At 72.6% G+C, this 24,294-nt stretch carries 19 protein-coding genes; 3 read left to right on the forward strand and 16 right to left on the reverse strand.

Translation table 11 applies throughout. The annotated features are described in order from the left end of the window. The 9 genes from ACLQ2R_RS33840 to ACLQ2R_RS33880 form a co-directional block, all read right to left on the reverse strand. Positions 1-3,882: type I polyketide synthase (locus tag ACLQ2R_RS33840; protein WP_425965484.1), on the reverse strand; the 3,882-nt coding region annotated here is incomplete at its 3' end. 218 nt (positions 3,883-4,100) lie between these two features. Then, on the reverse strand, positions 4,101-4,865 hold the full coding sequence (locus ACLQ2R_RS33845; protein WP_425965485.1) for a thioesterase II family protein: 765 nt from the start codon (positions 4,863-4,865) through the stop codon (positions 4,101-4,103). Then, positions 4,862-5,944 carry an alpha/beta hydrolase gene (locus ACLQ2R_RS33850; RefSeq protein ID WP_425965486.1) on the reverse strand — a complete coding sequence of 361 codons (1,083 nt, stop codon included), beginning with the start codon at positions 5,942-5,944 and terminating at the stop codon, positions 4,862-4,864. Before ACLQ2R_RS33850 ends, ACLQ2R_RS33845 begins: the two co-directional genes overlap by 4 nt. Next, positions 5,941-6,696, reverse strand: coding sequence for a 2-oxo acid dehydrogenase subunit E2 (locus ACLQ2R_RS33855; protein WP_425965487.1), 756 nt, complete (start codon positions 6,694-6,696; stop codon positions 5,941-5,943). The genes ACLQ2R_RS33850 and ACLQ2R_RS33855 overlap by 4 nt, the downstream gene beginning before the upstream one ends. After that, positions 6,693-6,926, reverse strand: a complete 234-nt coding sequence (locus tag ACLQ2R_RS33860; RefSeq protein WP_425965488.1) for an acyl carrier protein — start codon at positions 6,924-6,926, stop codon at positions 6,693-6,695. Before ACLQ2R_RS33860 ends, ACLQ2R_RS33855 begins: the two co-directional genes overlap by 4 nt. Beyond that, positions 6,923-7,957, reverse strand: a complete 1,035-nt coding sequence (locus tag ACLQ2R_RS33865; protein WP_425965489.1) for a 3-oxoacyl-ACP synthase III family protein — start codon at positions 7,955-7,957, stop codon at positions 6,923-6,925. The genes ACLQ2R_RS33860 and ACLQ2R_RS33865 overlap by 4 nt, the downstream gene beginning before the upstream one ends. Positions 7,958-8,194: 237 nt before the next feature. Next, a complete protein-coding gene (locus ACLQ2R_RS33870) occupies positions 8,195-9,439 on the reverse strand; it encodes an MDR family MFS transporter (RefSeq protein WP_425965490.1) in 1,245 nt (414 codons plus the stop codon). Then, positions 9,436-10,527 (reverse strand): PLP-dependent cysteine synthase family protein, encoded by a 1,092-nt coding sequence (locus ACLQ2R_RS33875; RefSeq protein ID WP_425965491.1) that lies wholly within the window; start codon positions 10,525-10,527, stop codon positions 9,436-9,438. Before ACLQ2R_RS33875 ends, ACLQ2R_RS33870 begins: the two co-directional genes overlap by 4 nt. A 94-nt stretch (positions 10,528-10,621) precedes the next feature. After that, complete coding sequence (locus ACLQ2R_RS33880) at positions 10,622-11,167, reverse strand: hypothetical protein (RefSeq protein ID WP_425965492.1); 546 nt, start codon at positions 11,165-11,167, stop codon at positions 10,622-10,624. A 215-nt stretch (positions 11,168-11,382) separates the two neighbouring features. Between ACLQ2R_RS33880 and ACLQ2R_RS33885 the strand changes: the two genes are divergently transcribed. The 3 genes from ACLQ2R_RS33885 (at position 11,383) to ACLQ2R_RS33895 (ending at position 14,945) form a co-directional block, all read left to right on the forward strand. Continuing rightward, the gene (locus ACLQ2R_RS33885; RefSeq protein WP_425965493.1) at positions 11,383-12,738 is read left to right on the forward strand and encodes an aminotransferase class V-fold PLP-dependent enzyme; all 1,356 of its coding nucleotides are present in this window, start codon (positions 11,383-11,385) and stop codon (positions 12,736-12,738) included. Between the two features lie 107 nt (positions 12,739-12,845). Further along, on the forward strand, positions 12,846-13,418 hold the full coding sequence (locus tag ACLQ2R_RS33890; RefSeq protein WP_425965494.1) for a TetR/AcrR family transcriptional regulator: 573 nt from the start codon (positions 12,846-12,848) through the stop codon (positions 13,416-13,418). A gap of 198 nt (positions 13,419-13,616) precedes the next feature. Beyond that, positions 13,617-14,945, forward strand: a complete 1,329-nt coding sequence (locus ACLQ2R_RS33895) for an FAD-binding oxidoreductase (RefSeq protein ID WP_425965495.1) — start codon at positions 13,617-13,619, stop codon at positions 14,943-14,945. Between the two features lie 185 nt (positions 14,946-15,130). On the opposite strand, the gene ACLQ2R_RS33900 is transcribed toward ACLQ2R_RS33895, so the two are convergent. The 7 genes from ACLQ2R_RS33900 to ACLQ2R_RS33930 form a co-directional block, all read right to left on the reverse strand. Then, on the reverse strand, positions 15,131-16,642 hold the full coding sequence (locus ACLQ2R_RS33900; RefSeq protein ID WP_425965496.1) for an RICIN domain-containing protein: 1,512 nt from the start codon (positions 16,640-16,642) through the stop codon (positions 15,131-15,133). Positions 16,643-17,343: 701 nt separating this feature from the next. Further along, the gene (locus tag ACLQ2R_RS33905) at positions 17,344-18,582 is read right to left on the reverse strand and encodes an iron-containing alcohol dehydrogenase (RefSeq protein ID WP_425965497.1); all 1,239 of its coding nucleotides are present in this window, start codon (positions 18,580-18,582) and stop codon (positions 17,344-17,346) included. Positions 18,583-18,684: 102 nt separating this feature from the next. Beyond that, positions 18,685-20,145: an NAD-dependent succinate-semialdehyde dehydrogenase gene (locus ACLQ2R_RS33910; protein WP_425965498.1), complete on the reverse strand. Its 1,461-nt coding sequence runs from the start codon at positions 20,143-20,145 to the stop codon at positions 18,685-18,687. 153 nt (positions 20,146-20,298) lie between these two features. Continuing rightward, positions 20,299-21,375 carry an ABC transporter ATP-binding protein gene (locus tag ACLQ2R_RS33915; RefSeq protein WP_425965499.1) on the reverse strand — a complete coding sequence of 359 codons (1,077 nt, stop codon included), beginning with the start codon at positions 21,373-21,375 and terminating at the stop codon, positions 20,299-20,301. Continuing rightward, a complete protein-coding gene (locus ACLQ2R_RS33920; protein ID WP_425965500.1) occupies positions 21,375-22,442 on the reverse strand; it encodes an ABC transporter ATP-binding protein in 1,068 nt (355 codons plus the stop codon). The genes ACLQ2R_RS33915 and ACLQ2R_RS33920 overlap by 1 nt, the downstream gene beginning before the upstream one ends. Further along, on the reverse strand, positions 22,442-23,353 hold the full coding sequence (locus ACLQ2R_RS33925; RefSeq protein ID WP_425965501.1) for a carbohydrate ABC transporter permease: 912 nt from the start codon (positions 23,351-23,353) through the stop codon (positions 22,442-22,444). The genes ACLQ2R_RS33920 and ACLQ2R_RS33925 overlap by 1 nt, the downstream gene beginning before the upstream one ends. Next, positions 23,353-24,219, reverse strand: a complete 867-nt coding sequence (locus ACLQ2R_RS33930; protein WP_425965502.1) for a carbohydrate ABC transporter permease — start codon at positions 24,217-24,219, stop codon at positions 23,353-23,355. Before ACLQ2R_RS33930 ends, ACLQ2R_RS33925 begins: the two co-directional genes overlap by 1 nt. Positions 24,220-24,294: the final 75 nt, after the last annotated feature.

The raw sequence follows: 24,294 nt of genomic DNA on the forward strand, positions 1-24,294 counted from the left end.
CACCACCCCCACACCCTCCGCCCACCCCGTGCCATCGGCCCCCGCGCCGAACGCCCGGCACCGCCCATCCGCCGACAGGCCCCGCTGACGGGAGAACTCCACGAACATCCCCGGCGAGGCCATCACCGCCACCCCACCGGCCAACGCCAAAGAACACTCCCCCGAGCGCACCGACCGCACCGCCAGATCCAACGCCACCAACGACGACGAACACGCCGTGTCCACCGTCAACGCCGGCCCCCGCACCCCCAGCACATACGCGATCCGCCCCGACGCCACACTGATGCTGCCTCCGGTGAGGAGGTAACCGTCGGACGCTCCGTCGCCCTCGTGGAGCCGGGGCGTGTAGTCCGACGCGGTCGCGCCGACGAAGACGCCGGTGTCGCTCTCCCTCAGCGACAGCGGGTCGATGCCCGCCCGCTCCAGCGCCTCCCACGCCACCTGCAGCAACAACCGCTGCTGCGGATCGGTCGCCAGCGCCTCACGCGGACTCATCCCGAAGAACCCCGCGTCGAACTCCCCCGCCTCCCGAAGGAAACCACCGTGCCGGGTGTAGGAGGTGCCGGGACGCTCGGGGTCGGGGTGGTAGAGGGCCTCCAGGTCCCAGCCCCGATCCGCAGGGAACTCCCCGATCGCGTCCGTCCCCGACACCACCAGCTCCCACAACTCCTCCGGCGAGGCCACCCCACCCGGGAACCGGCACCCCATTCCCACGATCACCACCGGGTCGTCGTGACCCACCGTGGCGGCCGGGGCGACCGCGGCGTCGTGGGCGTCCGGAACCGTGCCGCCGCTCAGGTGCCGGACCAGGGCGGCGGTGGTGGGGTGGCCGAACAGCGTGGCGGCGGGCAGGCCGACGCCGAGGGCGGCGCCGACGCGGTCGCGCAGCTCGACCAGGCCCAGCGAGTCCAGGCCGAGGTCCTTGAAGGTGGCGTCCCGGTCCACGCGGGCCGGATCCGAGAAACCCAGCACCGCCGCCACCTCGTCGAGGACGCGCCGCTCGACGTCGGCCGCCCCGGCGGCTCCGGCTCCGGTTCCGGCTCCGACCGCTCCGGTCGCTCCGCCGGTCCCGGCGGGGACTAAGGGTGCCGACGGGACGGGTTCCCGTACGAGGGCGGCTTCCCGGACGGGAGCCGGGTCCCCGGCGGCGTCCGGCTCTCGGACGGCGTCCGGCTCCCGGGCGGGAACGGCGTCCAGCCAGTGGTGCTCGCGCTGGAACGGGTAGGTGGGCAGGGCGGCGCGGGGACCGCCAGGCGGGAACACCGCGTCCCAGTCCAGCGGCGCGCCGGCGGTGAACAGCCTTCCGACGGCGACCTCGACCTCGTCGTGCCTGCCGAGGACCGGCACGAACGCCGCCTCCCCGCCGTGCGCCTCCCGGCCGAGACCGCTCAGGGTCGCCCCGGGACCCGCCTCCACGAAGATCCCGGCCCCCAGCTCCCGGAGCCGGGTGAGCCCGTCGGCGAACCGCACCGGCCGGCGGGCGTGCTCCACCCAGTACTCCGGGCCGGTGCTCTCGACGAGCTCGCCGGTGACGGTGGACACGAACGGGATCCGGGGCCTGCCGAACGGGATCCCGGCGAGCACCTCCCGGAAGTCGTCGAGCATCGGCTCCATCAGCGGGGAGTGGAACGCGTGGCTCACCGGGAGCCCGCGCGTGCGGTGTCCTCGCGCGGCGGCGAGCGCGGCGACCTCCTCCAGCGCGCGCGTCCCGCCCGCGACGACCACGGACTCCGGGCCGTTGACCGCGGCGATCACCGCGGTCCCGCCGGCCAGGGTGATCAGCTCGGCGGCGTCCGCCTCCCCGGCGCCCACGGCGAGCATGCCGCCGCCCGCGGGCAGCGACTCCATCAGCCGGCCCCTGGCGACGATCAGCTCCGCGGCCGAGGACAGGTCCAGGATGCCCGAGACGTGCGCGGCGGCCACCTCCCCGATGGAGTGACCGGCCAGGAAGGACGGTTCGACGCCCAGGGAGGTCAGCAGGCGGAAGGTCGCCACCTCGACCGCGAAGATCGCCGGCTGGGTGAAGGCGGTCCGGTCGAGCAGCCGCGCCTCGGCGCCGTCCGGCTCGGCCCAGACGACGTCCCTGATCGGGCGCGGCAGCCGCTCGTCCAGGGCGGCGGCCACCTCGTCGAACGCCGACCGCCAGACCGGGAGGTCCCGGTACGCCCGGCGCCCCATGCCGGGCCGCTGGCTGCCCTGTCCCGGGAACACCACCGCGACCGGCGCGCTCACGGCCCGTCCCGTCACCACCCCGGCCGCCGCACGGCCGCCGGCCAGCGCCTCCAGCCCGGCCCGCGCGTCACCGGTGACGGCGGCGCGCCACTCGAACGCGGTCCGCGTGACGGCCAGGCTCCGCGGCACCCCGGCGGGGATCTCGCCGTCCTCCGCGACGAGGTCCCGCAGTCGCGCCGCCTGCTCCCTCAGCGCGGGCTCGGTCCTGGCGCTGAGCACCAGGGGGACGCGTGGCGCGCGGGCGTCCGGCTCCCCGGACGCCTCGGACGCCTCGGACGCCTCGGAAGGCCCGGACGTCCCGGACGCGCCGGACGCCTTGGAAGGCTTGAACGCCCCGGGACGCCCGGACACCTCGGCACGCCCGTACGGCCCGGGCGCCTCGGCCACCACGATGTGGCAGTTGGTCCCGCCCATGCCGAACGAGCTGACACCGGCGACGAGCCGCTCGTCCTGGCGGGGCCAGGCACCGCCCCGGTCGCGTACCGCCAGGCGCCGGGCGTCCAGATCGATGTCCGGGTTCGGCTCGGAGTAGTTGAGGCTCGCGGGCAGCCGGCGCTCGCCGACGCTGAGGACGGTCTTGAGCAGGCCGGCGATCCCGGCCGCGCCCTCCAGGTGCCCGATGTTGGTCTTGACGGAGCCGACCTGCAGTACCGGGCCCCCGTCGCGGGCCAGGTCGAGTCCCCTGGCCTCCACCGGGTCCCCGATCCGCGTGCCGGTGCCGTGCAGTTCGACGTACTGCACGTCGGACGGCGACACCCCGGCGGCCGCCCACGCCTTCCGGATCACCTCGGCCTGCGCCTCCGCGCTCGGCACGGTGAGCCCGTCGGTCGTGCCGTCGTTGTTGACCGCGCTCCCGAGCAGCACCGCGTGGACGCGGTCGCCGTCCTCGATCGCCGCGTCCAGCGGCTTGAGCAGCACCAGCCCGGCGCCCTCACCGCGGGCGTAACCGTTGGCCCGGCGGTCGAAGGTGTGACAGCGCCCGTCCGGGGACAGCCCGCCGAAGCGCGCGACCGCGGCGGTGCCGGCGGGGTCCACGATCAGGTTCACGCCGCCGGCGAGCGCGAGCCGGGACTCGCCGCGCCGCAGGCTCTCGACGGCGAGGTGGACGGCGACCAGCGACGACGACTGGGCGGTGTCCACCGCGATGCTCGGCCCCCGCAGGCCGAGGGCGTAGGACACCCGGTTGGCGATGATGGCCCGGGTCGTCCCCGTGAGCGTGTGGCGCCCGATCGCCGAGGCGCGCGACAGGGCGGCGTACTCGTCGGCGATGGAGCCGACGAACACGCCGGTCTCGCTTCCCGAGAGCGTGGCGGGGACCAGGCCCGCGTCCTCCAGCACCTCCCAGGCCAGCTCCAGCACGAGCCGTTGCTGCGGGTCCATCGCCGCGGCCTCGCGCGGTGAGACGCCGAAGAACGCGGCGTCGAACCCGCCGATGTCGTCGAGGTAGCCGCCGTGGCGGACGCCCGGGTTGTCCCGGGCGAGGTCGGCCAGGACGGCGGAGGAGCCCCGATGGGCGGGGATCTCGCGGACGGCGTCGCGCCCCTCGTCGAGCAACCGCCAGAAGGCGCGCGGGTCCGGCGCCCCGGGCAGGCGGCACGCTGTTCCGATCACCGCGATCGGCGGGGACACCTGCTGGTCGTCGCTGCTCAACTACTGCCTCACTCTCGCTCGTGACGGCATGACGGCATGACGGCATGGCCGTGCGAGGCCGCGGACGCGGTGTCGTGGACGCGCCGTCGTGGGGTGCACCGTCGTGGGGTGCGCTGTCGTGAAACGCGGTGTCGTGAAACGCGGGGCCGTGGGGGTGCGTGTCGGGGACGCGGTGCCGTGCCGGTGCGGCGCTGCGCCGGCGAGGTGGGGGCGGCGGGTCAGTCCCTGCCGGTGAGGGCCAGCCACACCGTCTCCGCCACGTCCCGCGACCTCGGGGTCAGGTAGAAGTGATCGCCGGGGAAGGTCCTGAGCCGGAAGCGGCCGGAGGTGTTGTCGCGCCACCGCTCCACGTCGGCGACGGCCGCCAGCGGGTCGCGGTCCCCGGCCAGCGCCACGATCGGGCAGCCGACCCGCGCGCCCGGCGCCGGGACGTAGGCCCGCAGGGCGCGGTAGTCGCCGCGCAGCGCGGGGAGGACGAGACGGCGCAGGTCCTCGTCCTCCAGCACCCGCGGGGAGGTCCCGCCGAGGCGCACGACCTCCGCGACCAGGGAGTGGTCGTCACGCAGGATCGCCGGGTCGACCCGGGTCAGGGCCGGGGCGCGCCCGCCCGAGACGAAGAGCAGGTCCGGGGCGACGCCCAGGCCCCGCTCGCCGAGCAGCGCGGTCTCGAACGCCACCAGGGCGCCCATGCTGTGCCCGAAGAAGGCCAGCGGCGCGGCCGGCCCCTCGTCGGCGACCACCGCCGCGATCCGGCGGGCGAGCTCCCGCAGGTCCTCGACGGCCGGTTCGCCGCGCCGGTCCAGGCGGCCCGGGTACTGGACGGCGAGCACGCGCACCGCCGGCGAGAGCTCCTGGGCCAGCGGGACGAAGAAGCCGGCCGACCCTCCGGCGTGCGGGAACACCACCACGCAGGGGGCGCCGGCGGCGGCCGGGGCGAACTGCCGCAGCCAGTCGCCCCTGGCCGCGGTCTGCGTCGCGGTCACCGGCCCGCCCCCGCGCGGGCCGCGTCCAGGGCGGCGGTCAGCGCCGCCGTGACCCGGGGGTCGGCGTCGGGCCGCATCTCCTGCACCGCGAGCAGGCTCCACACCCGGGTCTCGGCCAGGTGGGACGGGGCGCCGTGCACGTCGGGGTGCTCGATCAGCCTCAGGTCGCGTACGCAGCGCCTGAGCCGTTCGGTGTCCCCGGGCGGGATCACGTCGTCCCGGGTCGCGCTCACGGTGGCGAACGGGACGTCCAGGTCGCGCAGGCTCTCGTCGTCGAGCGCCCAGTCCCGGACGTGCGCGAACACCTTCCCGGGGGGCACGCCCACCAGGTGCGCCAGGGTGTCCCTGGTGACCTTCGGCACCCGTGCCTGCCAGGCCGTGTCGGTGAAGAAGTCGTGGATCGGGGTCCCGTTGCCGACCAGGCCGCGGATCCGCCGGTCGCGCAGCGCGGCGCCGATCGCCAGATGCCCGCTGAAGCTCAGCGCGAGCAGGTACGTCTCGGACACCTTCGCCCGCCCGTCCAGGGCGTCCAGGATCGCCGTGAACAGCCGCCGGCCGTCCGGGCCGTACCGCAGGGGGCTCTCGCCGACGCCGGGGAGGTCGGCCACCACCCCCGCCATCCCGAAGGCGGCGATCTGCGGCAGCACCGGCCCCCACTGCTCCTTGGGGCTCACGATGCCGCCGGTCATCACCAGCAGCGGGCGCGGCTCCTCGGCGGACAGGCCCGCGGCCCACACCCTGACCGGCATCCCGCCGACCTCGACGGTGACCGGTTCGATCCCGGGTTGCTCGCGCCGCCAGCGATCGAACGCCTCGACGCAGAGCGCGAGGGCCCGTGCGCGGCCCGGGCCGTCGACGAACGGGAAGCGTCCCATGGTGTAGTACTGGCAGGCCGTCAGCGTCTCGCCCGCGGCCTGGGCCTCCTCCCCCGCGCGGATCCACTCATGGGCCCACGACCCCGGTTCGTCGCCGGTGTCGGAGGTGATCCGTTCCAGCAGGCTCGTGTAGTGGCCGGCGGGCAGGTTCTGCGAGATCGCGTGCGCCACCACGAACCGCTTGAGCTCGGACAGGTCGTTCATTCGGCGTACCCCTCCAGCGCGTCCTTGGTCTCGGTGAGCACGTCGGCGGCCTCCGCGCCGTCGATCACGCGGTGGTCGAACGCCAGGGACAGCCGCATGACGGGGGCGATCGTGATCGCGCCGTCCCGGACGACCGGGCGGTCGGCGATCCGGCCGACCCCCAGGGTGATCGTGGTCCCGCCGACGGAGTGGAAGCCGTCGACCGCCCGGTGGCCCAGCGAGGTGACGCTGAACGTCCCGGTGAGGGCGGGCCGCCGGTCGAGCAGTGCCGCGGCCTCGCGGAACCGGTCGAGCGCCACCTGCCACGGCAGCCTCCGCAGCGCCCGGATGCCGGCGAACTCCTCGGCGGTGCCGGGGTCGGCCCCGGCCGCCCGGTCCAGGTGCGCCTGGACGTCGGCCAGGCTCGCGTTCTCCAGGCCGGGGATCACCGTCGCCAGCACGACCCGGCGGCCGTCCAGCGTCCTGTCGAGGGTGACCTTGGCGGCGACGGTGTCGTAGACGGCGACGACCGGGTCCAGGCGGCCGTGGATCGCCGCGTTCGCCTCCGGGTGCTTGCGCAGCACGCCCGCGGCCGCGTGCACGACGTAGGAGACGACGGAGCGGCGCTCACCGGCGTGCCGCGCCCGCTCGCGCCCGGCGACGATCGCCGTCGCGTCCACCTCGGTGTCGAGGAAGACCGGTGAGAAGTCACGGATCTGGTCGAGGAAGAACAGGGTGTGACGGCGCTGGGTGGGGAAGGGCTGCTCGGTCAACGGTTCACCATCTCGTAGATCGATTCGAGGCTCGCCGCGTCCAGGAGACCCGGCAGCGACAGCGGCTTTCCAAGGCGCCTCTCCAGCAGGACGAGCATCGCCAGGAGCCGCACCGAGTCCCAGCCGGACAGGTCGTCGAAGGGGCGGTCCAGGTCGTCGGCGTCCACGTCGAGCCCGATCTCGTCCTGGAGCAGGTCCAGGAACTCCGCCCGCGAGATCCCGGCCGTCACCGGTCACACTCCAGCGCGAGACCGGCCTTGATCCACTTGCTCGACTCGACGGCCACCGCGATCGCGCGCGACGGCGCCGTCATCTCCGACAGCAGGCGGTCGAGCTGGAAGAACAGCAGGGCGTTGCCGTTGTTGCCGGTCTCGCCGACGCAGGAGATCTCCTTGGCCGACGAGAGGTCCAGCCGTTCGGCGATCTTGCCGGTCATGGTGACGGACAGCTGGGGGGGCAGCAGGTAGTCGACCCGGTCCCGTTCCCAGCCGAGGTCGTCGAGCAGTTCCTCGACGACCTCCTCGGCCAGGACGGGTACCAGCCTCTCGATGGCCTTGTAGTCCTCGCTCGCCGGTGCCTCGGCGCTGCCGCGGTCGGCCAGGCCGTACCACCGCAGGATCTGGCCGGGGGCCCGGTCCAGGCCCGACAGCCTGGTGAGCACCGACCGGACCACCGGCGCCCGGGGGTGGTCCCCGGTGCCGAGCACCGCGGCGCCCGCGCCGTCGCCGAACAGCACGTAGTTGACCACCTCGTCGGGCGGCAGCGCGGCCAGGTCGGCCTTGACGTCGTAGTGCTTGGCGATGACGTCCCCCCCGATCACCAGGGCGGTCCGGTACCGGCCGGTGGCCAGCAGCGCGGCCGCCACGTCGAAGGTCTGCACGGCTCCCGAGCAGCCCGACTGGAGCTGGAAGGTCGGCACCCCGTCGATGCGCAGCCGGTCGGCGATCACGTTCACGGTGGCCGGCATCAGCGTGTCCGGCGTGGCGGTGCCGAGCACCACCACGTCGATCTCCGCGGCGGAGACGCCGGCGCGGTCGAGGGCCTGGGCCGCCGCGAGCTCCCCGAGACCGGCCAGGTCCTGGCGGCGCTCGCCCGACGTCAGGTCGACCGCCAGGTGCCGGGTCCGCGTGCCGATGAAGGTGTCGACCCACTGCCGCCACAGATGGTCCATGCCGAACCGCTCGGCCAGTGCGGCGGTGTCGATGGGAGGGCCCGGCAGGGCCGTCCCCACGGACAGAACACGTACCGGGATGTCCCCCATGCTGCCTCCATCGAGCCGTGTCCGCGCCGTGCGCGTCGTCGTCGGGCGGTCCGGTCCGGCGCCGCCTGAGGCGGCGCCGCGGATCCCACGTCGGCCTTCCGTGTCGGAACGCTAACGACGCCTGCTAAAGCAGCCCTAAGCGAACGATGAACCGCATAAGGGACGGCAGTGATCTCGCGACGGGAACCGGGGCGTACGGCATGGTCGGCGGCCTGGTCTCGCCGTGGCGTTCGCGGCTCAGGTGGTGACGGCCTGCCGACCTGGGCCACGCAGGCACCGGCGCCGGTCCAGGCCTCTGACGGCTGCCGCCGAGGCCAGCCCCGCCGCGGCCAGCAACAGCCACGGCAGGGCGGCCGGGCCGTCGCCGCGGGCGGCGTCGACCAGCGCGCCGGCCAGCAGGTTCCCGGCCAGGATGCCGATGCCGCAGGCCAGGTTGTACAGCCCGTAGTAGGTGCCGATCAGTTCTTCTCCGGCCATGTCGGCGATGGTGGCCATCTCGAACGGGAAGACCACCAGGGTGCCCACGGTGAGCAGCAGCGTGCACACCACCACCGGGACCAGCGCCCACGGCCAGGGCAACGGCAGGTACACCGCGCCGGCCAGCGGCAGGAACGCCACCCCCATCACGACCAGGCCGCGGCTGATCGCCTGCCCACGGCTCCACCGGGCCGCGCACCACGCGGTCAGCCGCACCTGGGCGGTGACGCCCAGCAGCGCCGAGATCCCGTACAGCGCCATCACCGCCGTCTGGCCGCCGCCCAGGTGCTGCACCTGCAGCGGCAGTGCCAGGTACATCTGAAACGACAACGCGTACGAGGCGACCATCGCCGCCGAGAAGGAGACGAAGGCGCGGTCGGTGAAGGCCTGGCGCCATTCGCGCAGCACCGGCGGGCGCTGCCGGTCCACGGCGCGCCGGGCCGGCAGGCACAGTCCCTGCAGCACGGTCAGCACCGCGAAGACCGCGGCGGCCGTCAGGCACACCACGGTGAAGCCGCCGCGCAGCAGCGCGAGCCCGACCAGCGGACCGGCCAGGATGCCGCCCTGGTAGAACACGTTGAACACGGCGAACGCCGCGACCTTGCGCTCGCCGGCCTCGGCGGCCAGGCAGGCGCGTGCCGCCGGGTTGAACAGGGCCCCGGCCAGTCCGGTCACCACGGCGGCCACGATCAGCGGCGGCACCGTGGCGGACAGGCCGAACAGGGCGAAGCCGACGGTGCGCAACGCACACCCGGCCATGATCATCGGCTTGTGGCCGAGGCGGTCGGCCAGAGTGCCGCCGATCAGGAACATCCCCTGCTGGCTGGCGTTTCGCAGACCCAGGATGAGCCCGATCGTCCAGGCGGTCAGATGGGCGTCGGCCGACAGGTGCAGGGCGAGGTACGGCATCAGCATGTAGAAGCCGAGGTTGATGCCCGCCTGGTTGATCTGCAGCAGCTGGACCGGCCGCTCGAAAGAGCGGAACTCACCCCACAGGCCCCTCATCGCGCACCGGCCAGCGGGTCGCTGACGCGGGTACAGCGGCTCCAGCGGCGCACCTCCCGCTCGGCCGGATGCGCCAGCAGATCCGGCTCGTCGGCCGGGACGACCCCGAGCAGGTCGTTGGCGTGGCAGAACGCGTCGTCGAAGACGGTGCTCCAGTAGCGCCACGGCCCGTCGGGGAAGACGGCCACCACGCATCGGCCAGGGCTGGTGCGGGCCAGCCAGCGAGCCGCCAGGGCCACGGCGCCGGTGCTCCACCCACCGGACACGTAGTGCTGGGCGGCCAGCGCCCGGCACGCCCACACCGCCTCGGCCGGGGCGACCCAGTGCACCTCGTCGAAGGCGTCGTAGGCGACGTTGCGCGGGTGGATGCTGGAGCCGAGCCCGCGCATCAGCCGCGCCCGGTCGGGCTGGCCGAAGATGGCCGAGCCGACGGTGTCGACCCCGACCAGGCGCAGGCCGGGAAAGTGGCGGCGCAGCACGGCGGCGATACCGGCGCTGTGGCCGCCGGTGCCGACCGAGCACACCAGCGCGTCGATGTGCGGCAGCCGGGCCAGCAACTCGTGCGCCAGCCCCGCGTATGCCTCGACGTTGTCGGGGTTGTTGTACTGGTCGGGGCAGTAGGAGCCGGGGATGTCGGCCAGCAGCCGCCGCACGCGCTCGCGGCGGGCCTGTTGCCAGCCGCCGACCGGGTGCGGCTCGGCGACGATCTCCAGCCGTGCCCCGTGGCAGCTCAGGAGCCGCCGCATGAGCGGCTCCATACCGGTGTCGCCCACCAGGGTGACCGGGTGGCCGAAGACGATTCCCGCCAGGGCCAGGCCCAGCCCCAGCGTGCCGCTGGTCGACTCCACGATCGTCGCCCCGGGGACGAGCTCGCCCCGGGTCCGGGCCTGGCGGATCATGTGCAACGCGGGGCGGTCCTTGATACCCCCGGGGTTGAAGCCCTCCAGCTTGGCCCAGAACCCGCCGCCGCCCGGCACGAACGGCTCGGAGATGAAGGCCAGCGGCGTATTGCCGACCGTGAGACAAAGCGCGGGACGACCGACGGGCGGCGCCTCGTAGGGGCGTGCGGAGATCACTGGCGATGACATGGGGTAATCCTCGTTGAATGACACGATTCGCGGCATGACAAGGCGACCGCGGAATCTTCACGGACAATGGGTGACTGAATAAACAGAACCCGTCCTATATACGCATCACACAGAGATTGTCCCGGCACGGGGCGCCAGGGCGACCGGCGGCCGCCACCGCAGGCGCGGCCTCGTCGGCGCCGGGAGCCGATACCGCCACCACGGCCGCGGCCACGAACGTCGGCGTACCGGCCGAGGCGACAGCCGAGTAGTGGTCTTGTTCGGTGTCGTGCTGCTGACCTGGCGGCAGTTGCCGGTGCACGCACCGTGAGCCGGGCTGAACGGCTCCGCCGGCGCCTTGCGCCAGGGGCGTGGTCCGGTTCGGCACCGGCGACGCGGTCGTCGGATTCGACAACTGCGCCGCCGCGCAGGCGCCCCCGTGCGCGAACACCACGCCCACGATCACGGCGACCACGACCACCGCATGCGCCACCAGGCGGCCGGCGCCGAGGGCGGCCGGGCGGCGAAGGCGGGGCGTCGGTATCGCGGGCATCACCGGTGATGATGCCCGCATCGCGGCCGGGCGCGCCCGGTAACGGCAAAGCATGCGGTAAAACCTGACGACGTTGTCCGTCATGCCGGTCGAGGCAGTGGTGATCACATGATTTCGCTGCTCGTTCCTGTGCTTTCCCCGTTGCTCCCCGCGCATCCTCTCATTCGTGCCACGGCTCGTCCGCGCCGTATTCGGCGACACGAAAAGAGAAAAGCGTGTACCTGGGTCGCCATCGGCGACACTGGCCACCATCGGCACCACCGACGCGTCGCGACGGTTCCTCGTGGCGCTCGTTCATCCCGCTGACCTCAGGTGGAGTCCATATGACCGTGTCCAGACGTGAGATCGTCGCCGGACTGAGCGCGCTGGCGGCCGGCGCCGCCTCCCATCGCCCCCCGCCCGGTCCCGCCGTCTCCCGCCCGGCGGTGCCGCACCCGGCCGCCTCCGGCCCCGGCCCGGCCGGCACGCTGAGCGTGCCGCACGACATCGTCGCGGAACGACTGGCCCGCGACGAGCGTTTCTGGAGCGCCGTGGCCCGGCAGTTCACGGTGAGCCCGGACTTCGTCAACCTGGAGAACGGCTACTACGGGATCATGCCGGAACCGGTACGGCGGGCCTACCACCGTAACGTCGACCAGCTCAACGAGCGCAGCTCACACCTGCTGCGCACCGCCTACGAGGCACGCGCCAACGAGGTTCGTGACCGCGTCGCCGCCCTGCTCGGCGCCGGCAGGAACGAGATCGCACTGACCCGCGGCGGCACCGAGGCGCTGCAGAACCTCATCGGCGGCTACCGGCGGCTGCGGCCGGGACAGGCCGTCATGTACGCCGACCTGGACTACCACAGCGGCCAGTACGCCATGAACTGGCTGCGAAGCCGGCGTGGCGTGGGCGTCGAGCGCGTCGTCATCCCCGAACCCGCCACCCGCCAGGCGGTCCTGGACACCTATCAGCGCGCCCTTGAGCGCCATCCGAAGGTGCGCCTGCTGCTGCTCAGCCACATGAACAACCGGACCGGCCTGGTGGTGCCGGTTCGCGAGATCGTCGCCCTGGCCCGCCGGCGCGGCGTCGACGTGATCGTGGACGCCGCCCACTCCTGGGGCCAGCTCGACTTCACCCTGGCCGACCTGGACGCCGACTTCGCCGTCTTCTCCCTGCACAAATGGATGGGCGTGCCGCTGGGCGCCGGGTTCCTCTACATCCGCTCCCACCGCCTGGCCGACATCGACCCGCTCTACGGCGACGAGACCTACCCGGCCGCCGACATCCGCTCACGCGTGCATTCGGGCACCGTGAACGTGGCGCCGATCCTGACCGCGGGTGCCGCCCTGGACTTCCACCGGATGCTGGGGGCCGAGGTCAAACAGGCCCGCCTGCGCTTCCTGCGTGATCGCTGGGTGGGACAGGTCCGTGAACTCGGCGCGCAGATCCTCACCCCCGACGAGCCGGGCATGTACGGCGCCATCACCGCCTTCCGCCTCCCGGGGCGTACCGGCAAGGCCGACAATCTCGCCATCACCGACGACCTGCTGACCCGCCACCGGATCTTCACCGTCGCCCGCTCCGGCATGAGCGGCGGCGACGCGGTCCGCGTCACCCCGGCCCTGTTCACCTCCGCCGCCGACGTGGACCGGCTGGCGGCCGCCGTGGGAGACATCGGCAGACGCCCCCGAACGTGAGCCCTGCGCCTTCACGGCACACCCCCGGCCGCTTCTCCGTACGGCGCCCGCGACGGCGCCGGGATCTCCTACCTCCGCCACGGCCGGAAGGCTAGGCTGTGGTGTCTATGACCTCCACGCGAGCGCGCAAGCTCCGCAAGGACGCGGCGGAGAACACCGAGCGGCTGATCGCCGCGGCCGTGCGCGCGGGGCTGGCCGAGGGCAGGTTCGTTCCGCTGGAGAAGATCGCCGCCGAGGCGGGAGTCGGGATCGGGACGCTCTACCGTCGTTACCCGAACCGGGAGGCGCTGCTCGAGGCGATGGCGGTCCGCGCCTATCGTCTGATCCTGGCCGAGGCCGAGGACGCGCTGGCGTCCGGCGACACCGGTCATGACGCGATCGGCCGGTTCCTCCGCCGGACCTTCGCCCACCGGGACGAGCTGGTGCTTCCGCTGCACGGAGCGCCCCTGACCGAGGGCACCGAGTCCGCGGAGCTGCGCGCGCGCATGCAGCGGACCATGGGCGCGATCCTGGAGCGCGGCCACCGGGACGGCTCGGTCCGCGTGGACGTGAGCGCGGGGACCGTGGTGCGTTTCGGGGCGATGCTCGCGCAGCCGATGTCGAACGTGCCCGGCTGGGCCGAGGTGGCCGCCGAGCTGCGCGCGGTGTTCCTGCGCGGCATCGCACCCGATCACGGTTAGCCCGGCACGCCGGTCACGGCGCGCGGCACCCCGGCCGGACGCTTGTTCCGCGACCTCGCGTGAGGCCGGGGACGAGGCGTCGCGCGAGCCCGGCATCCCCCGGCAGGCGTACGGGGACGGTGACGAACCACCGGACCATCCACGTGGACGACATTGGAAGCGGAGGAAACCCTCCGTTATTCGCCTACGATGGGTGACATGCTCATCGACGCGGACTCAGACGGCTATGCCGCCGCCACCCGGCCCCACAACTCCTCCACCAGGCAGCGACCCGCGCGGGTCGCGGTCGTCTCCCGTCCCGAGGACATCGCATCCGCGCTCGACGAGGTGGCCGCGCTCGCGCGGTCGTCGGGCACGCCGCTGGAGATCGTTCCGCAGGCGACCGGCCACGGAGCCGGCGCGCCGGTGGGCGGCGGGGCGGTCCTCCTCGACACGTCGAGGCTCACCGGCGTCTCGATCGACCCCGGGTCGCGCGTCGCCGTGGTCGGGGCCGGCGCGACCTGGTCCGAGGTGAACGCCGCCGCCGAACGGCACGGCCTGCTCGGCCTGGCCGGCTCGGCCCCGAGCGTGTCCGTGTCCGGTTACACCTTCGGCGGCGGCATCGGGTGGCTCGTCCGGCGCGACGGGCTCGCCAGTGGATCACTTCGTGCCGTCCGCTACGTCGACGGCGGCGGGCGGTTCCGCACCGCCGCCGACGACGCCGCCGAGGAGATCGATCGAGCGGCGATGTGGGCCTTTCGCGGAGCGGGGGGAGTCGGGATCGCCCACACGCTGGAGTTCGACCTCTTCCCTGCGGCGGACCTGCACGCCGGAGCGCTGCTGTGGCATGCCGACGCGCTGCCGGAACTCGTCGCGGCATGGTCGAGCACCGTCGGAACGGCCGGTGGCGGCGTCTCCTGCAGCCTCTCGGTGCTCCACGTGCCGCCCGTGCCCCCGTTCCCGGAGGAGCTGCGCGGCAGGGTCGCTCTTCACCTCGCGATCGCCGACCCCGACGGGCCCGTCGCGGCGGCTCCGCTGCTCGACGCGATGCGGGCGGCGGCGGAGCCCGTCCTCGACAGCTGGGGCCCGGCCGACGCGGCGGGACTCGCCAGGATCCACCTCGATCCCCCCGCGGCGGCCCCGGCCATCGGTGACGCGCGCTGGCTCGACGCGTCGACCCCCGTCATCGCCGAGGCGCTCCTCTCGACGGCCGTGGCGCACGACACCCCGATCGTGATGATGGAGATCCGCCACGTGGCGGGCGCACCGGTCAGACGCGCCGGGGCCGTCGTGGCTCCCCCGGGCGACTTCGTCTACCACGCGGTCGCATCGCTCGACCTGTCCCCCCGCGAACGGATCGAGGAGGGGTTCGCCCGGGCACGGGCCGTCTGGTCGGCCGCCGATGCCGGCTCGACGCCGGGCTCGTGGGCCGAGGGCTCGGCCGGCGTGCCGGACGCGCTGCCGGCCGACGTCCGGAGGCGGGCCGCGGCGATCGCCGACGCCGTGGACCCGGACGCCCGGATCCGCCGCTCGCGCCTGCTCGGATGATCCCGCGGCGCTCGCCGGCCCGGCGACGGGGACGGGCGCGATCAGGCCCGGCCGCCGCTGGGCCCCCGGCGTGCGGCGCCCTTCCGGCGCGGCTTCGCCGACCTCGCGGGCGCGCCTTCGGGGGCTCCCTCCAACCGGGACGGAGCCCCCTCCACCGCGGATCCGCGGTCAGGCCGGGACGGCCGTCAGACGGCCGTGCGCGACCACTGCTGGTTGGTGCCGGCGTTGCACGTGTACTGCTTGAGGATCGCGCCGTCCGCGGTCGACGCGGCCGGTACGTCCACGCATTTGCCGCTGTGCCGCGCCCGGAGCTGGAAGTAGCCGCCGCTGGCGACCATCTGGAACTGCTGGTTGTTGCCGATGCCGCAGGTGTACTGGACGATCTCGGCACCGTCGGCGGTCGAGGCGCTCACCACGTCGAGACACTTCCCGCTGTGGCGGCTGATGATGCGCCAGTAGCCATCGCCGATGTCCACGAACTGCCACTGCTGCCACGCGTTACCGCCGTAGGTGTACTGGCCGACGCGCGCGCCGTTGGCGGTGTTCGGCTGCTGGACGTCCATGGCCTTGCCGCTGTGGCGCACGTTGATCCTGTACGCCTGCGGAGGGGGGGAGTCGTTGACGGCGTCGCCCCAGCCGTACCGGACCCGGTTGGCGCCGTAGCCGTTGCGGGTGGTCAGGGTGAGAGCGGTGCCGCTGCCCCCCAGGGAGAACATCGAGTACCAGTCGTAGCCGATGGTGCCCGTCTTGCCGCCGATGGCGGGCCAGTAGGTGCCACCCATCTGGTTGTCCCGCATGACCTGGGCCACGGCGCGGAGGTAGCGCACGAAGTTGTCGGTGCTGTTCGGGTCGCCGTAGTTGAGGCCGGTGGACATCGGCGCGCCGTACTCGGTCGCGATCGCGCGGGAGGCGCAGTTGCCCAGGCGCGTCTGGATGTGGCTCCGGAAGGCGTCGTAGGTCATCGCGCCGTAGAAGAAGGCGTAGTGGTGGAAGGACAGCAGCGTCGCGTTGAAGCGGCTGTCGTTGCAGATGTCCCGCAGGTCCTGGCTGAAGCCGGTGCCGCCGATGAGCACCCGGCCGGGCACCGCCGAGGTGTGGTAGCCGAGCCAGTTCGCCGCGACGTTGCGCCACTCCGCCGAGGAGTAGCCGTGCGGCTCGTTCATCGGCTCGAAGTAGACGTGGCTGTTCGAGCCGTAGGTGTTGGTCACACTGGACCACATGGTGTTCCACGCGGCGAGGTTCGTGATCCTGCCGCCGGAGGCGGCACCGTCCTCCCAGTAGGCCAGGATGACCTTGAATCCACGCTCGGTGGCGGCGTCGATGGCGCCGCGGTAGGCGTTCCACCAGGTCGTGTTGGCCACGGTGTGGGTGTTGATGGGCAGCCGGACGGTGTTGACCCCCATCAGGTATTCCATGCTGTCGTAGAGCGAGTTGGCCTTGGCCCGAACCGTCGCGTTGCTGTCGGACTGGCTCAGGCCCTGCACGACGAGCGTGCCGGTGCTGAAGTTGTCACCCAGCACGGCCCAGTTCATGCCCCGGAACTGGCTGGTGGCGGCATCGGCCGGCGGCGCGGAGACGACGAGGCCGGTCACCGCGGTGAGCACGGCCACCACGAGGGCGATCAGTGACCGGCGTGGCGACCGGATGCCGCGCGACGGTCCTGATGGATGCCCATCAGACGCCATGATCAGTGCCATGAGATGTCCAATCACTAGATCTGGGTTTCCGGGTCGAATCCCCCGAGGGACACCGCGGGTGTCCTTTCCGGGAATCGGCGAGAAGACGGCGAAAGGCGACGTCACAGCCGCGTTTCCATGACGGGGCCCTGAGGGACATGGAGCGCTTCGACGGGCGCACGAAGAACTGTTAACGTTAACATTTCCGCGTGCGCTTCGTCCCCGCGGGCTTGGCGATGGAGCGGTCGGTTCTCGATGAAGGGCCGACGATCGGGGCGCATTCGTGTTTCTGTTGTATTTCCGCAAAGTGTTTAGGGTTCACATATGGGATGTCAACAGCTCCCCGCAGAAAACTTGTCTCTGCACAGTCGACGCAGTCGACATCCCGCGGCGGCGGCGATGACGTGTGCCGGCGGTCTCCGGCCGCGGACGGCCATATCGCCTGTTCACCCCTCCCCGGCGCCCGGCGGTCCGCCGGGAGTCCGCCGCACCGCCTCACCGACCGTGGCCATCGTGACCGGGATCGAGCCGATCACCGGCCCACCGGTCGGCCGGGAGTGCCCGGTGGCGGAGACCGGGCGTGACCCGGGCGGGCCGCCCGCGGGCATCCCTTCCGTCCCGGCGCGCGCGAGCGCGACCGGTGGGCGCCCCCGTCATCCCGATCCGCCCCGCCGCCGGCCTCCCGGCGGCGGCCGCCGGGGTCTTGCCGGATGAAAGACCCGTCACCGTCTCCGCTCAGGAGTCAGGACGTGCCGGGTCCGGTCCCCGGCCCAGGCCGCTTCGAGGATCGCGGTCAGGCTGGCGGTGTCGGTCGGGCCCGGATGGTTCTGGATCAGGCGGGTGACGCCACCGGCCATCTCCGCGAAGCGCGGGAGGTCGGCGCGTGCCACGCCGATGTCCGCCAAGGTGGCGGGGATGCCGATGTCGGCGAGGAGCCCGTCGAGCCAGGTGAGGAACGTGTCCGCGGCCTCGGCGTCCGAGGCGCCGGTCACGTCGAGCCCGCACGCCCCGGCGAGGATGGCCAGCCGGTCGCCGACGGCATCCCTGGCCGCGTCCAGCGCGTAGGGCAGCAGCAGCCCGACGCCCAGGCCGTGCGGCGTGTGGGTGGCCGCGCCGATGGGGTACTGGAGGGCGTGCGGAGCCCCGTTGCCCGCGTGGGAGAACGCGAGCCCGGCCAGCATGGACCCATAAGACATGTCCGCGCGCGCCTCCTTGTCGCCTCCGTCCCTGACGACACGGGGCAGGCTGCGGGCGATCCGCTCCGCGGCCAGGAGCGCGTAGTGATCGGTGATCGGGTTGCGGCCGAGGAAGACCTGCTCCACCGGGTCGCGCGGTCCGTGGGGCCGGGGTCGCGCGGTGTAGCTCTCCACCGCGTGACAGAACGCGTCGATGCCGGAGTGGGCGGTGACGGTCGCGGGGCAGGTGTAGGTGAGCTCGGGGTCGACGATGGCGAAGTCGGGCACGATGTGGACGCTGGAGACCCCCACCTTCAGCTCGCGGTCCGGGTCGGTCAGCACCGAGACGGGCGTGAGCTCGGAACCGGTGCCCGACGTCGTCGGGACCGCGACGAGAGGAATCGTCGGCCCCGGCACCTTCGACTCGCCGTAGAAGTCGCGCGGCGTCCCGCCGTGGCGCCGGATGACACCGACGATCTTGGCGAGGTCGATCACCGTGCCACCCCCGATGGCGAGGATCACGTCGGCGTCCACCTCCGCGGCGACCGAGACGGCCAGGGCGACATCGGCCAGTGGCACGTCCGGGGTCGCGTCGGCGAACACCCCGACGACCTCGGCCTTCTCCCGCACGGCGGCCACGATCTCGGCCACGCCCGGTTGCCCCAGAAGAACCCGGTCGGTCACGACGAGGACTCGCGAGCCGCACTCGGCCACCACTCGCGGGATGTTCTGCGCGACCCCTTCGCCCACTATCAGCTGGCGTGGTCCGCGGACGGTCTCAAGCATGTCGGTGCCTCTCTGGAACGCCGGCGGTGATGTGGGGACCGGTCAGGTCGTGCGCGCACGGGGCGCGGTGGTCCCCGGCGGGCAACCGGGGCAGCGGGCCGGTCACGGCAGGTCGATCGCCGCGTAGGTGACGTCGAGGTACTCGAGGATGCCCTCGTGCGACCCCTCCTTGCCGATCCCGGACTGCTTCACGCCTCCGAACGGAGCCGACGGGTCCGAGATCAGACCACGGTTGACGCCGACCATCCCCGTCTGGAGCCCCTCGGTGAACCGGAGCGCCCGCCGGAGGTCACGGGTGAAGACGTATCCGACCAGGCCGTGCTCGGTGTCGTTGGCCTTCGCCATCACCTCGTCGTCGGACGTGAACGAGATGATCGGCGCCACCGGGCCGAAGATCTCCGTCGCCAGCATCCGCGCGTCCCCGGGCACGTCGGCCAGGACCGTGGGCGGGTAGAAGTGGCCCGGCCCGTCCGGACGCTCACCGCCCACCAGGACACGGGCGCCGCGCCCGACCGCGTCGGCGACGAGCTCGTCGATCCTGGTGACCGAGGCCCCGTCGATCAGCGCCCCGACGTGCACGCCGTCGTCGAGACCGTGGCCCACCGAGAGCGCGCCCATCCGCTCGGCGAAGCGCGCCGTGAACTCCTCGCGCACCGGCTCCTCGACGTAGATCCGGTTGGCCGCGATGCAGGACTCCCCGATGTTGCGCATCTTGGCCACCATGGCACCGTCGATCGCGACGTCCAGGTCCGCGTCGGCACACACGATCAGGGCCGCGTTGCCGCCCAGTTCCATGGAGGTGCGCAGCACGTTGCCGGCCGCCTGCCGTAGCAGGACGCGCCCGACCTCGGTCGACCCGGTGAACGAGAGCTTGCGGATCCGGCGGTCGGCCAGCAGCGCCGAGACCACCTCGCCGGCACGTTCGGTCGTCACGACGTTGACGACGCCCGGGGGGACGCCGGCCTCCTCCATGATGCGGGCCAGCAACAGCATGGTGAGGGGCGTCTGGGCCGCCGGCTTGGTGATCGTCGTGCAGCCCGCCGCCAGCGCAGGAGCGATCTTGCGGGCGCCCATGGCCAGCGGGAAGTTCCAGGGCGTCACGAACAGGCACGGTCCGACCGGCTTCGGCACGGTGAGGATGCGATACCCGCCGGCGGGAGCGGTGTTGTAGCGCCCCTCGACGCGCACCGCCTCCTCGGCGAACCAGCGGAAGAACTCGGCGCCGTAGGCCACCTCTCCCCGAGCCTCGGCGAGCGGCTTGCCCATCTCGAGCGTTATCAGCCGGGCGATCTCCTCGGACCGCCCGGTCAGTGCCCGGTACGTCGCGGTCAGCAACTCCGACCGTTTTCGCGGCGGGGTCGCCGCCCACTGCGCCATCGCCCCGCTCGCCGCGTCCAGGGCGGCGAGCCCGTCGACGACGCCGGCGTCCGCCACCTCGGCGATGGTCTTGCCGGTGGCCGGGTCCTCGACGGCGAAGGTGGCTCCGCCGGCGGCGTCGCGCCAGGCGTCGCCGATCCGCAGCCGCCGGTGCTCGGGGGCCAGGACGTTCATCGGGTCACTCATCGCGCCGCCTCCTGTGATGTTCCTGGTGATGTCCGGCGTGACCTCGGCGATCACGCCACGCGCGTCGACGGACGGGTCACACGGCCTCGCCGGGGCCGAGGCCGACGAGCGGGTCGAACGTGGCCATGGCCGCAGGACGACGCCCCGCGCCACCTACCTCCCGGCCTCCGACAGCGCCAGCCCGGTGCCCGCGTCGAACAGGTGCGCACGGTCCAGGTCGACCGTGACGAGCAGCCGCTCGCCCGGCGTACCGGTGACGGTGGGGCGTGCCTTGACCTTGAGGATCTCCGTTCCCACCTGGACGTCGACCACCGTCCGGTCACCGAGCGGCTCAAGGCCGTAGAGCTCACCCGGCAACGACGCGTTCCCGCGCCGCTCGACGGACAGGTCCTCCGCGCGCAGGCCCAGCAGCAGCGGGCGACCGTCCTCGGCCGTGCTCCAGCGGGGCCGCGGCAGCGTCCAGCCTTCCGCCCCGACCAGAAGGTCTCCTTCGGCGTGGCAGGCCAGCAGGCTGATCGGCGGGCTCCCGACGAAGCCCGCGACCCACTGGTTGGCCGGACGCTCGTACACCTCGGCCGGCGTTCCGACCTGCTGCACCTTCCCCTCCTTGAGGACCGCGACCTGGTCGGCCATGGACAGGGCCTCGACCTGGTCGTTGGTCACGTAGACGAAGGTCGCCCCGAGGCTGCGGTGGATGCGGGTGAGCTCGGTGCGCATCTCGACGCGGAGCTTGAGGTCGAGGTTGGTCAGCGGCTCGTCCATGAGGAACGCGCGCGGGCTGCGCACCAGCGCCCGGGCCAGGGCGACCCGCTGCATCTCACCGCCCGACAACTGCGCGGGACGACGCTGCAGCAGACGTTCGATGTGCAGCAGGCCCGCCATCTGCTCGACGGCGGCGGCGACCTCGCCGGAGGAACGGCGGCGTGCCCGCAGCGGCGAGGCGATGTTCTCGTACACGGTGCGCCGCGGGTAGAGGGCGTAGCTCTGGAAGACCATGGCCAGGTCGCGTGCGGCCGGGGTGTCACCGGTCGCGTCCCTGCCGTCCAGGTGCACCGACCCGGCGTCGAGCCTCTCCAGGCCCGCGATCGCTCGCAGGGTCGTGGTCTTGCCCGCCCCCGAGGGCCCGAGCACGACGAAGAACGAGCCGTCCGGCACCTCCAGCGTCACCCCGTCCAGGGCCTGGACCTTGCCGAAGGACTTGCACAGGTCGTGCACCGCCACGGTTCCCATCAGGCCACCAGCTCTTCCGTGCTCACGTCGTAGACCGGCGGAGGCCCGCCGGTGTGCCGCAGCCCGACCGGCGCGTCGGCGGCGAAACGGACGGTCGGCGGCATCCGGACCCGTACGTCGCGCCGGCCGTCGTGGTCGACCACGTAGATGATCTCGTCGCCCAGCCACTCCGCCGAGACCACGCGGGCCGGGACCGAACGTTCCGCCCCCGGTTCGGTGACCTCCAGCGCCTCCGGCCGGACGCCCGCGACCAGGCGGCGGTCGCGCGGCAGGTCCGGCGGCGGGGTGAGGGCCAGCCCGCTCTGGGCGCGCAGTTTCCCCTCGGCCACCTCCACCTCGATCAGGTTCATCGGCGGGGAGCCGATGAACGCGGCGCAGAAAAGACTCGCCGGACGGTCGTAGACCTCCAGCGGCGTGCCGATCTGCTCGACGCGGCCCTTGTTGAGGATGGCGATCCTGTGACCGAGCGACATCGCCTCGACCTGGTCGTGGGTGACGTAGACCATCGTCGTGCCCAGCTCCCCCTGCAGGTGCTTGATCTCCGTGCGCATGTCCGCCCTCAGCTCCGCGTCCAGGTTGGTGAGGGGTTCGTCCATGAGGAACGCGCGCGGTCGCCGCACCAGGGCCCGGGCGAGCGCGACGCGCTGCTGCTCCCCGCCGGACAGCCGGTGCGGCCGCCGGTCCATGAGCGGGCCGAGCCGCATCAGCCGGGCGGCCTCGTCGACCCGCTCGCGCACCTCCTGCTTGGGCAGTCCCTCGGCCCGCAGCGGGAACGCCAGGTTGTCGCGGGTTCTCAGGTGCGGGTAGAGGGCGTAGAACTGGAACACCATGGCGATGTCGCGCTCGGCGGGCGGCAGGTCGTTGACCAGCGTGTCGCCGATGCGGATGTCGCCCGTGGTCTGCCTCTCCAGGCCGGCCACGGCCCGCAGCGTGGTCGTCTTGCCGCACCCCGAGGGGCCGAGCATCACGAACAGCTCGCCGTCGCCGATGGACAGGTCCACGTGTTCGACCGCGACCGTCCCGTCCGGGTAGCGCTTGTGCAGGGCGGTCACCTCGATGCCCGCCATCAGCGTCGCACCGCCCCGAGCGTCACACCGGCGACGAGGTGCCTGCGCACCAGGTAGGCGAAGACGAGCACCGGCAGGGCGAACACCACGGAGGCGGCGGCCACGAGACCCCAGTCCACGGTGGTCCCGCCGATGAGGCCGGCGATGGCCGGCGGGGCCGTCCGCACGTCGTCGCCGGAGGTCAGGAAGATGGCGAACACGAACTCGTTCCAGGAGAAGATGAGCGCGAAGACCGCCGTCGCGGCGATACCGGGCAGGAGCAGGGGAAGGGTGAATTTCCAGAACGCCTGCAGGCGGCTGTAGCCGTCGAGCATGGCGGCCTCCTCGTACTCCGCGGGCACCTCGTCGACGAACCCCTTCATCATCCAGATCGTGAACGGGACGTTGAACGCGGTGTAGATGAGGATCAGGCCGAGCTTGGTGTCGATGAGCCCGATCTGGCGGTACATCAGGAAGATCGGGATCACGACCACCACGGGCGGCATGAAGCGGGTGGACAGGATGAAGAACAGCTGGTCCTTCTTGGCCCTCACGGCGAAGCGCGAGTAGGCCCAGGCCGCCGGGACCCCCAGCACGGTGGCCAGTGCCGTGGAGACCCCGGCGACCACGACGGAGTTGAGGAACGCGACGGACAAGGTCGAACGACCGCCGCCGGAGGAGACGAACACGTCCCTGAAATGGTCCAGGGTGACCGTGAAGTCGAAGAACTTGGCGGGGATGGCGTAGACGTCCCGGTTCTCCTTGAGGGACGTCTCGATCATCCACAGCACCGGAAAGAGCATCACGACGGCCAGCACGGCCAGCAGCGCGACCTCCAGCACCGAGCGGCCCCGGCCGCCGGGGCGGCGCGCGGGGGGCGTGTGATCCCGGACGGGACCCGGGGACACGGCCTCGTCGACGGAGAGGGCCATCAGTCCTCCTTGAGCTTGTTCAGGTAGCGCAGGTAGAGCTGCGTGAGGACGATGACGACGAGGACCATGAGGATCCCGTACGCCGAGGCGGTTCCGGTGTTGAAGCCCAGGAAGGCGACCTTGTAGACGTGGAACGACAACGTCTCGGTGGAGACCCCCGGACCTCCGCTGGTGAGGATGTAGACGAGGTCGAACAGCCGGAAGGCCTCGATGGCCCTGAACAACACGGCGATGAGCAGCAGCGGCCACACCAGCGGAAGAGTGATGGTGCGAAACCGGAACCACTCCGACGCCCGGTCGATCGAGGCGGCCTCGTAGAGGTACCTGGGGACCGCGGTGAGGCCCGCGAGGGCGATGAGCATGATGAACGGCGTCCACTGCCAGGTGTCGACCACGATCAGGGAGATCAGTGCCGTCCGCTGCCGGGTGAGCCACTCCACCTGCCCCAGGCCGAGCGAGCCGAGCATGCTGTTGATCACGCCGAACTGCGCGTCGAGCATGAACCGCCAGAACAGCCCGACCACGACCTGCGACAGCATCATCGGGACCAGGAACAGGGTGGTCAGCACTCCCCGCCCGTGCGTGCGCCGTGAGATCAGGTAGGCGATGGTGAAACCGAGCACGGTCTGCAGGGTGACCGCGCCGACCACGTAGATCAACGTCGTCAGGGCCCGCAGGTGGACCTGCGCCGACGTCAGGATGGCGGTGTAGTTCTCGAACCAGACGAAATGAGCCGGTCCCCCGCGGGTGGCCGAGTAGTCGGTGAACGACAGGTACAACGCCCACAGCAACGGGAACACCGACATGGCGAGCAACAGCAGCAGCGCGGGGGAGATGAAGGCCACGGCGAGCCCGCGGTCGCTCAACCGGTGGGACCGGCCCGGTGCGGGCGGCGTCGCGGACGCCACCCGCCCGGGACGGCCGGTCGTCAGAGGGGCGGG

Origin of the sequence: Streptosporangium sp. DT93, from assembly GCF_049844535.1 — a bacterium.
Classification (GTDB): domain Bacteria; phylum Actinomycetota; class Actinomycetes; order Streptosporangiales; family Streptosporangiaceae; genus Streptosporangium.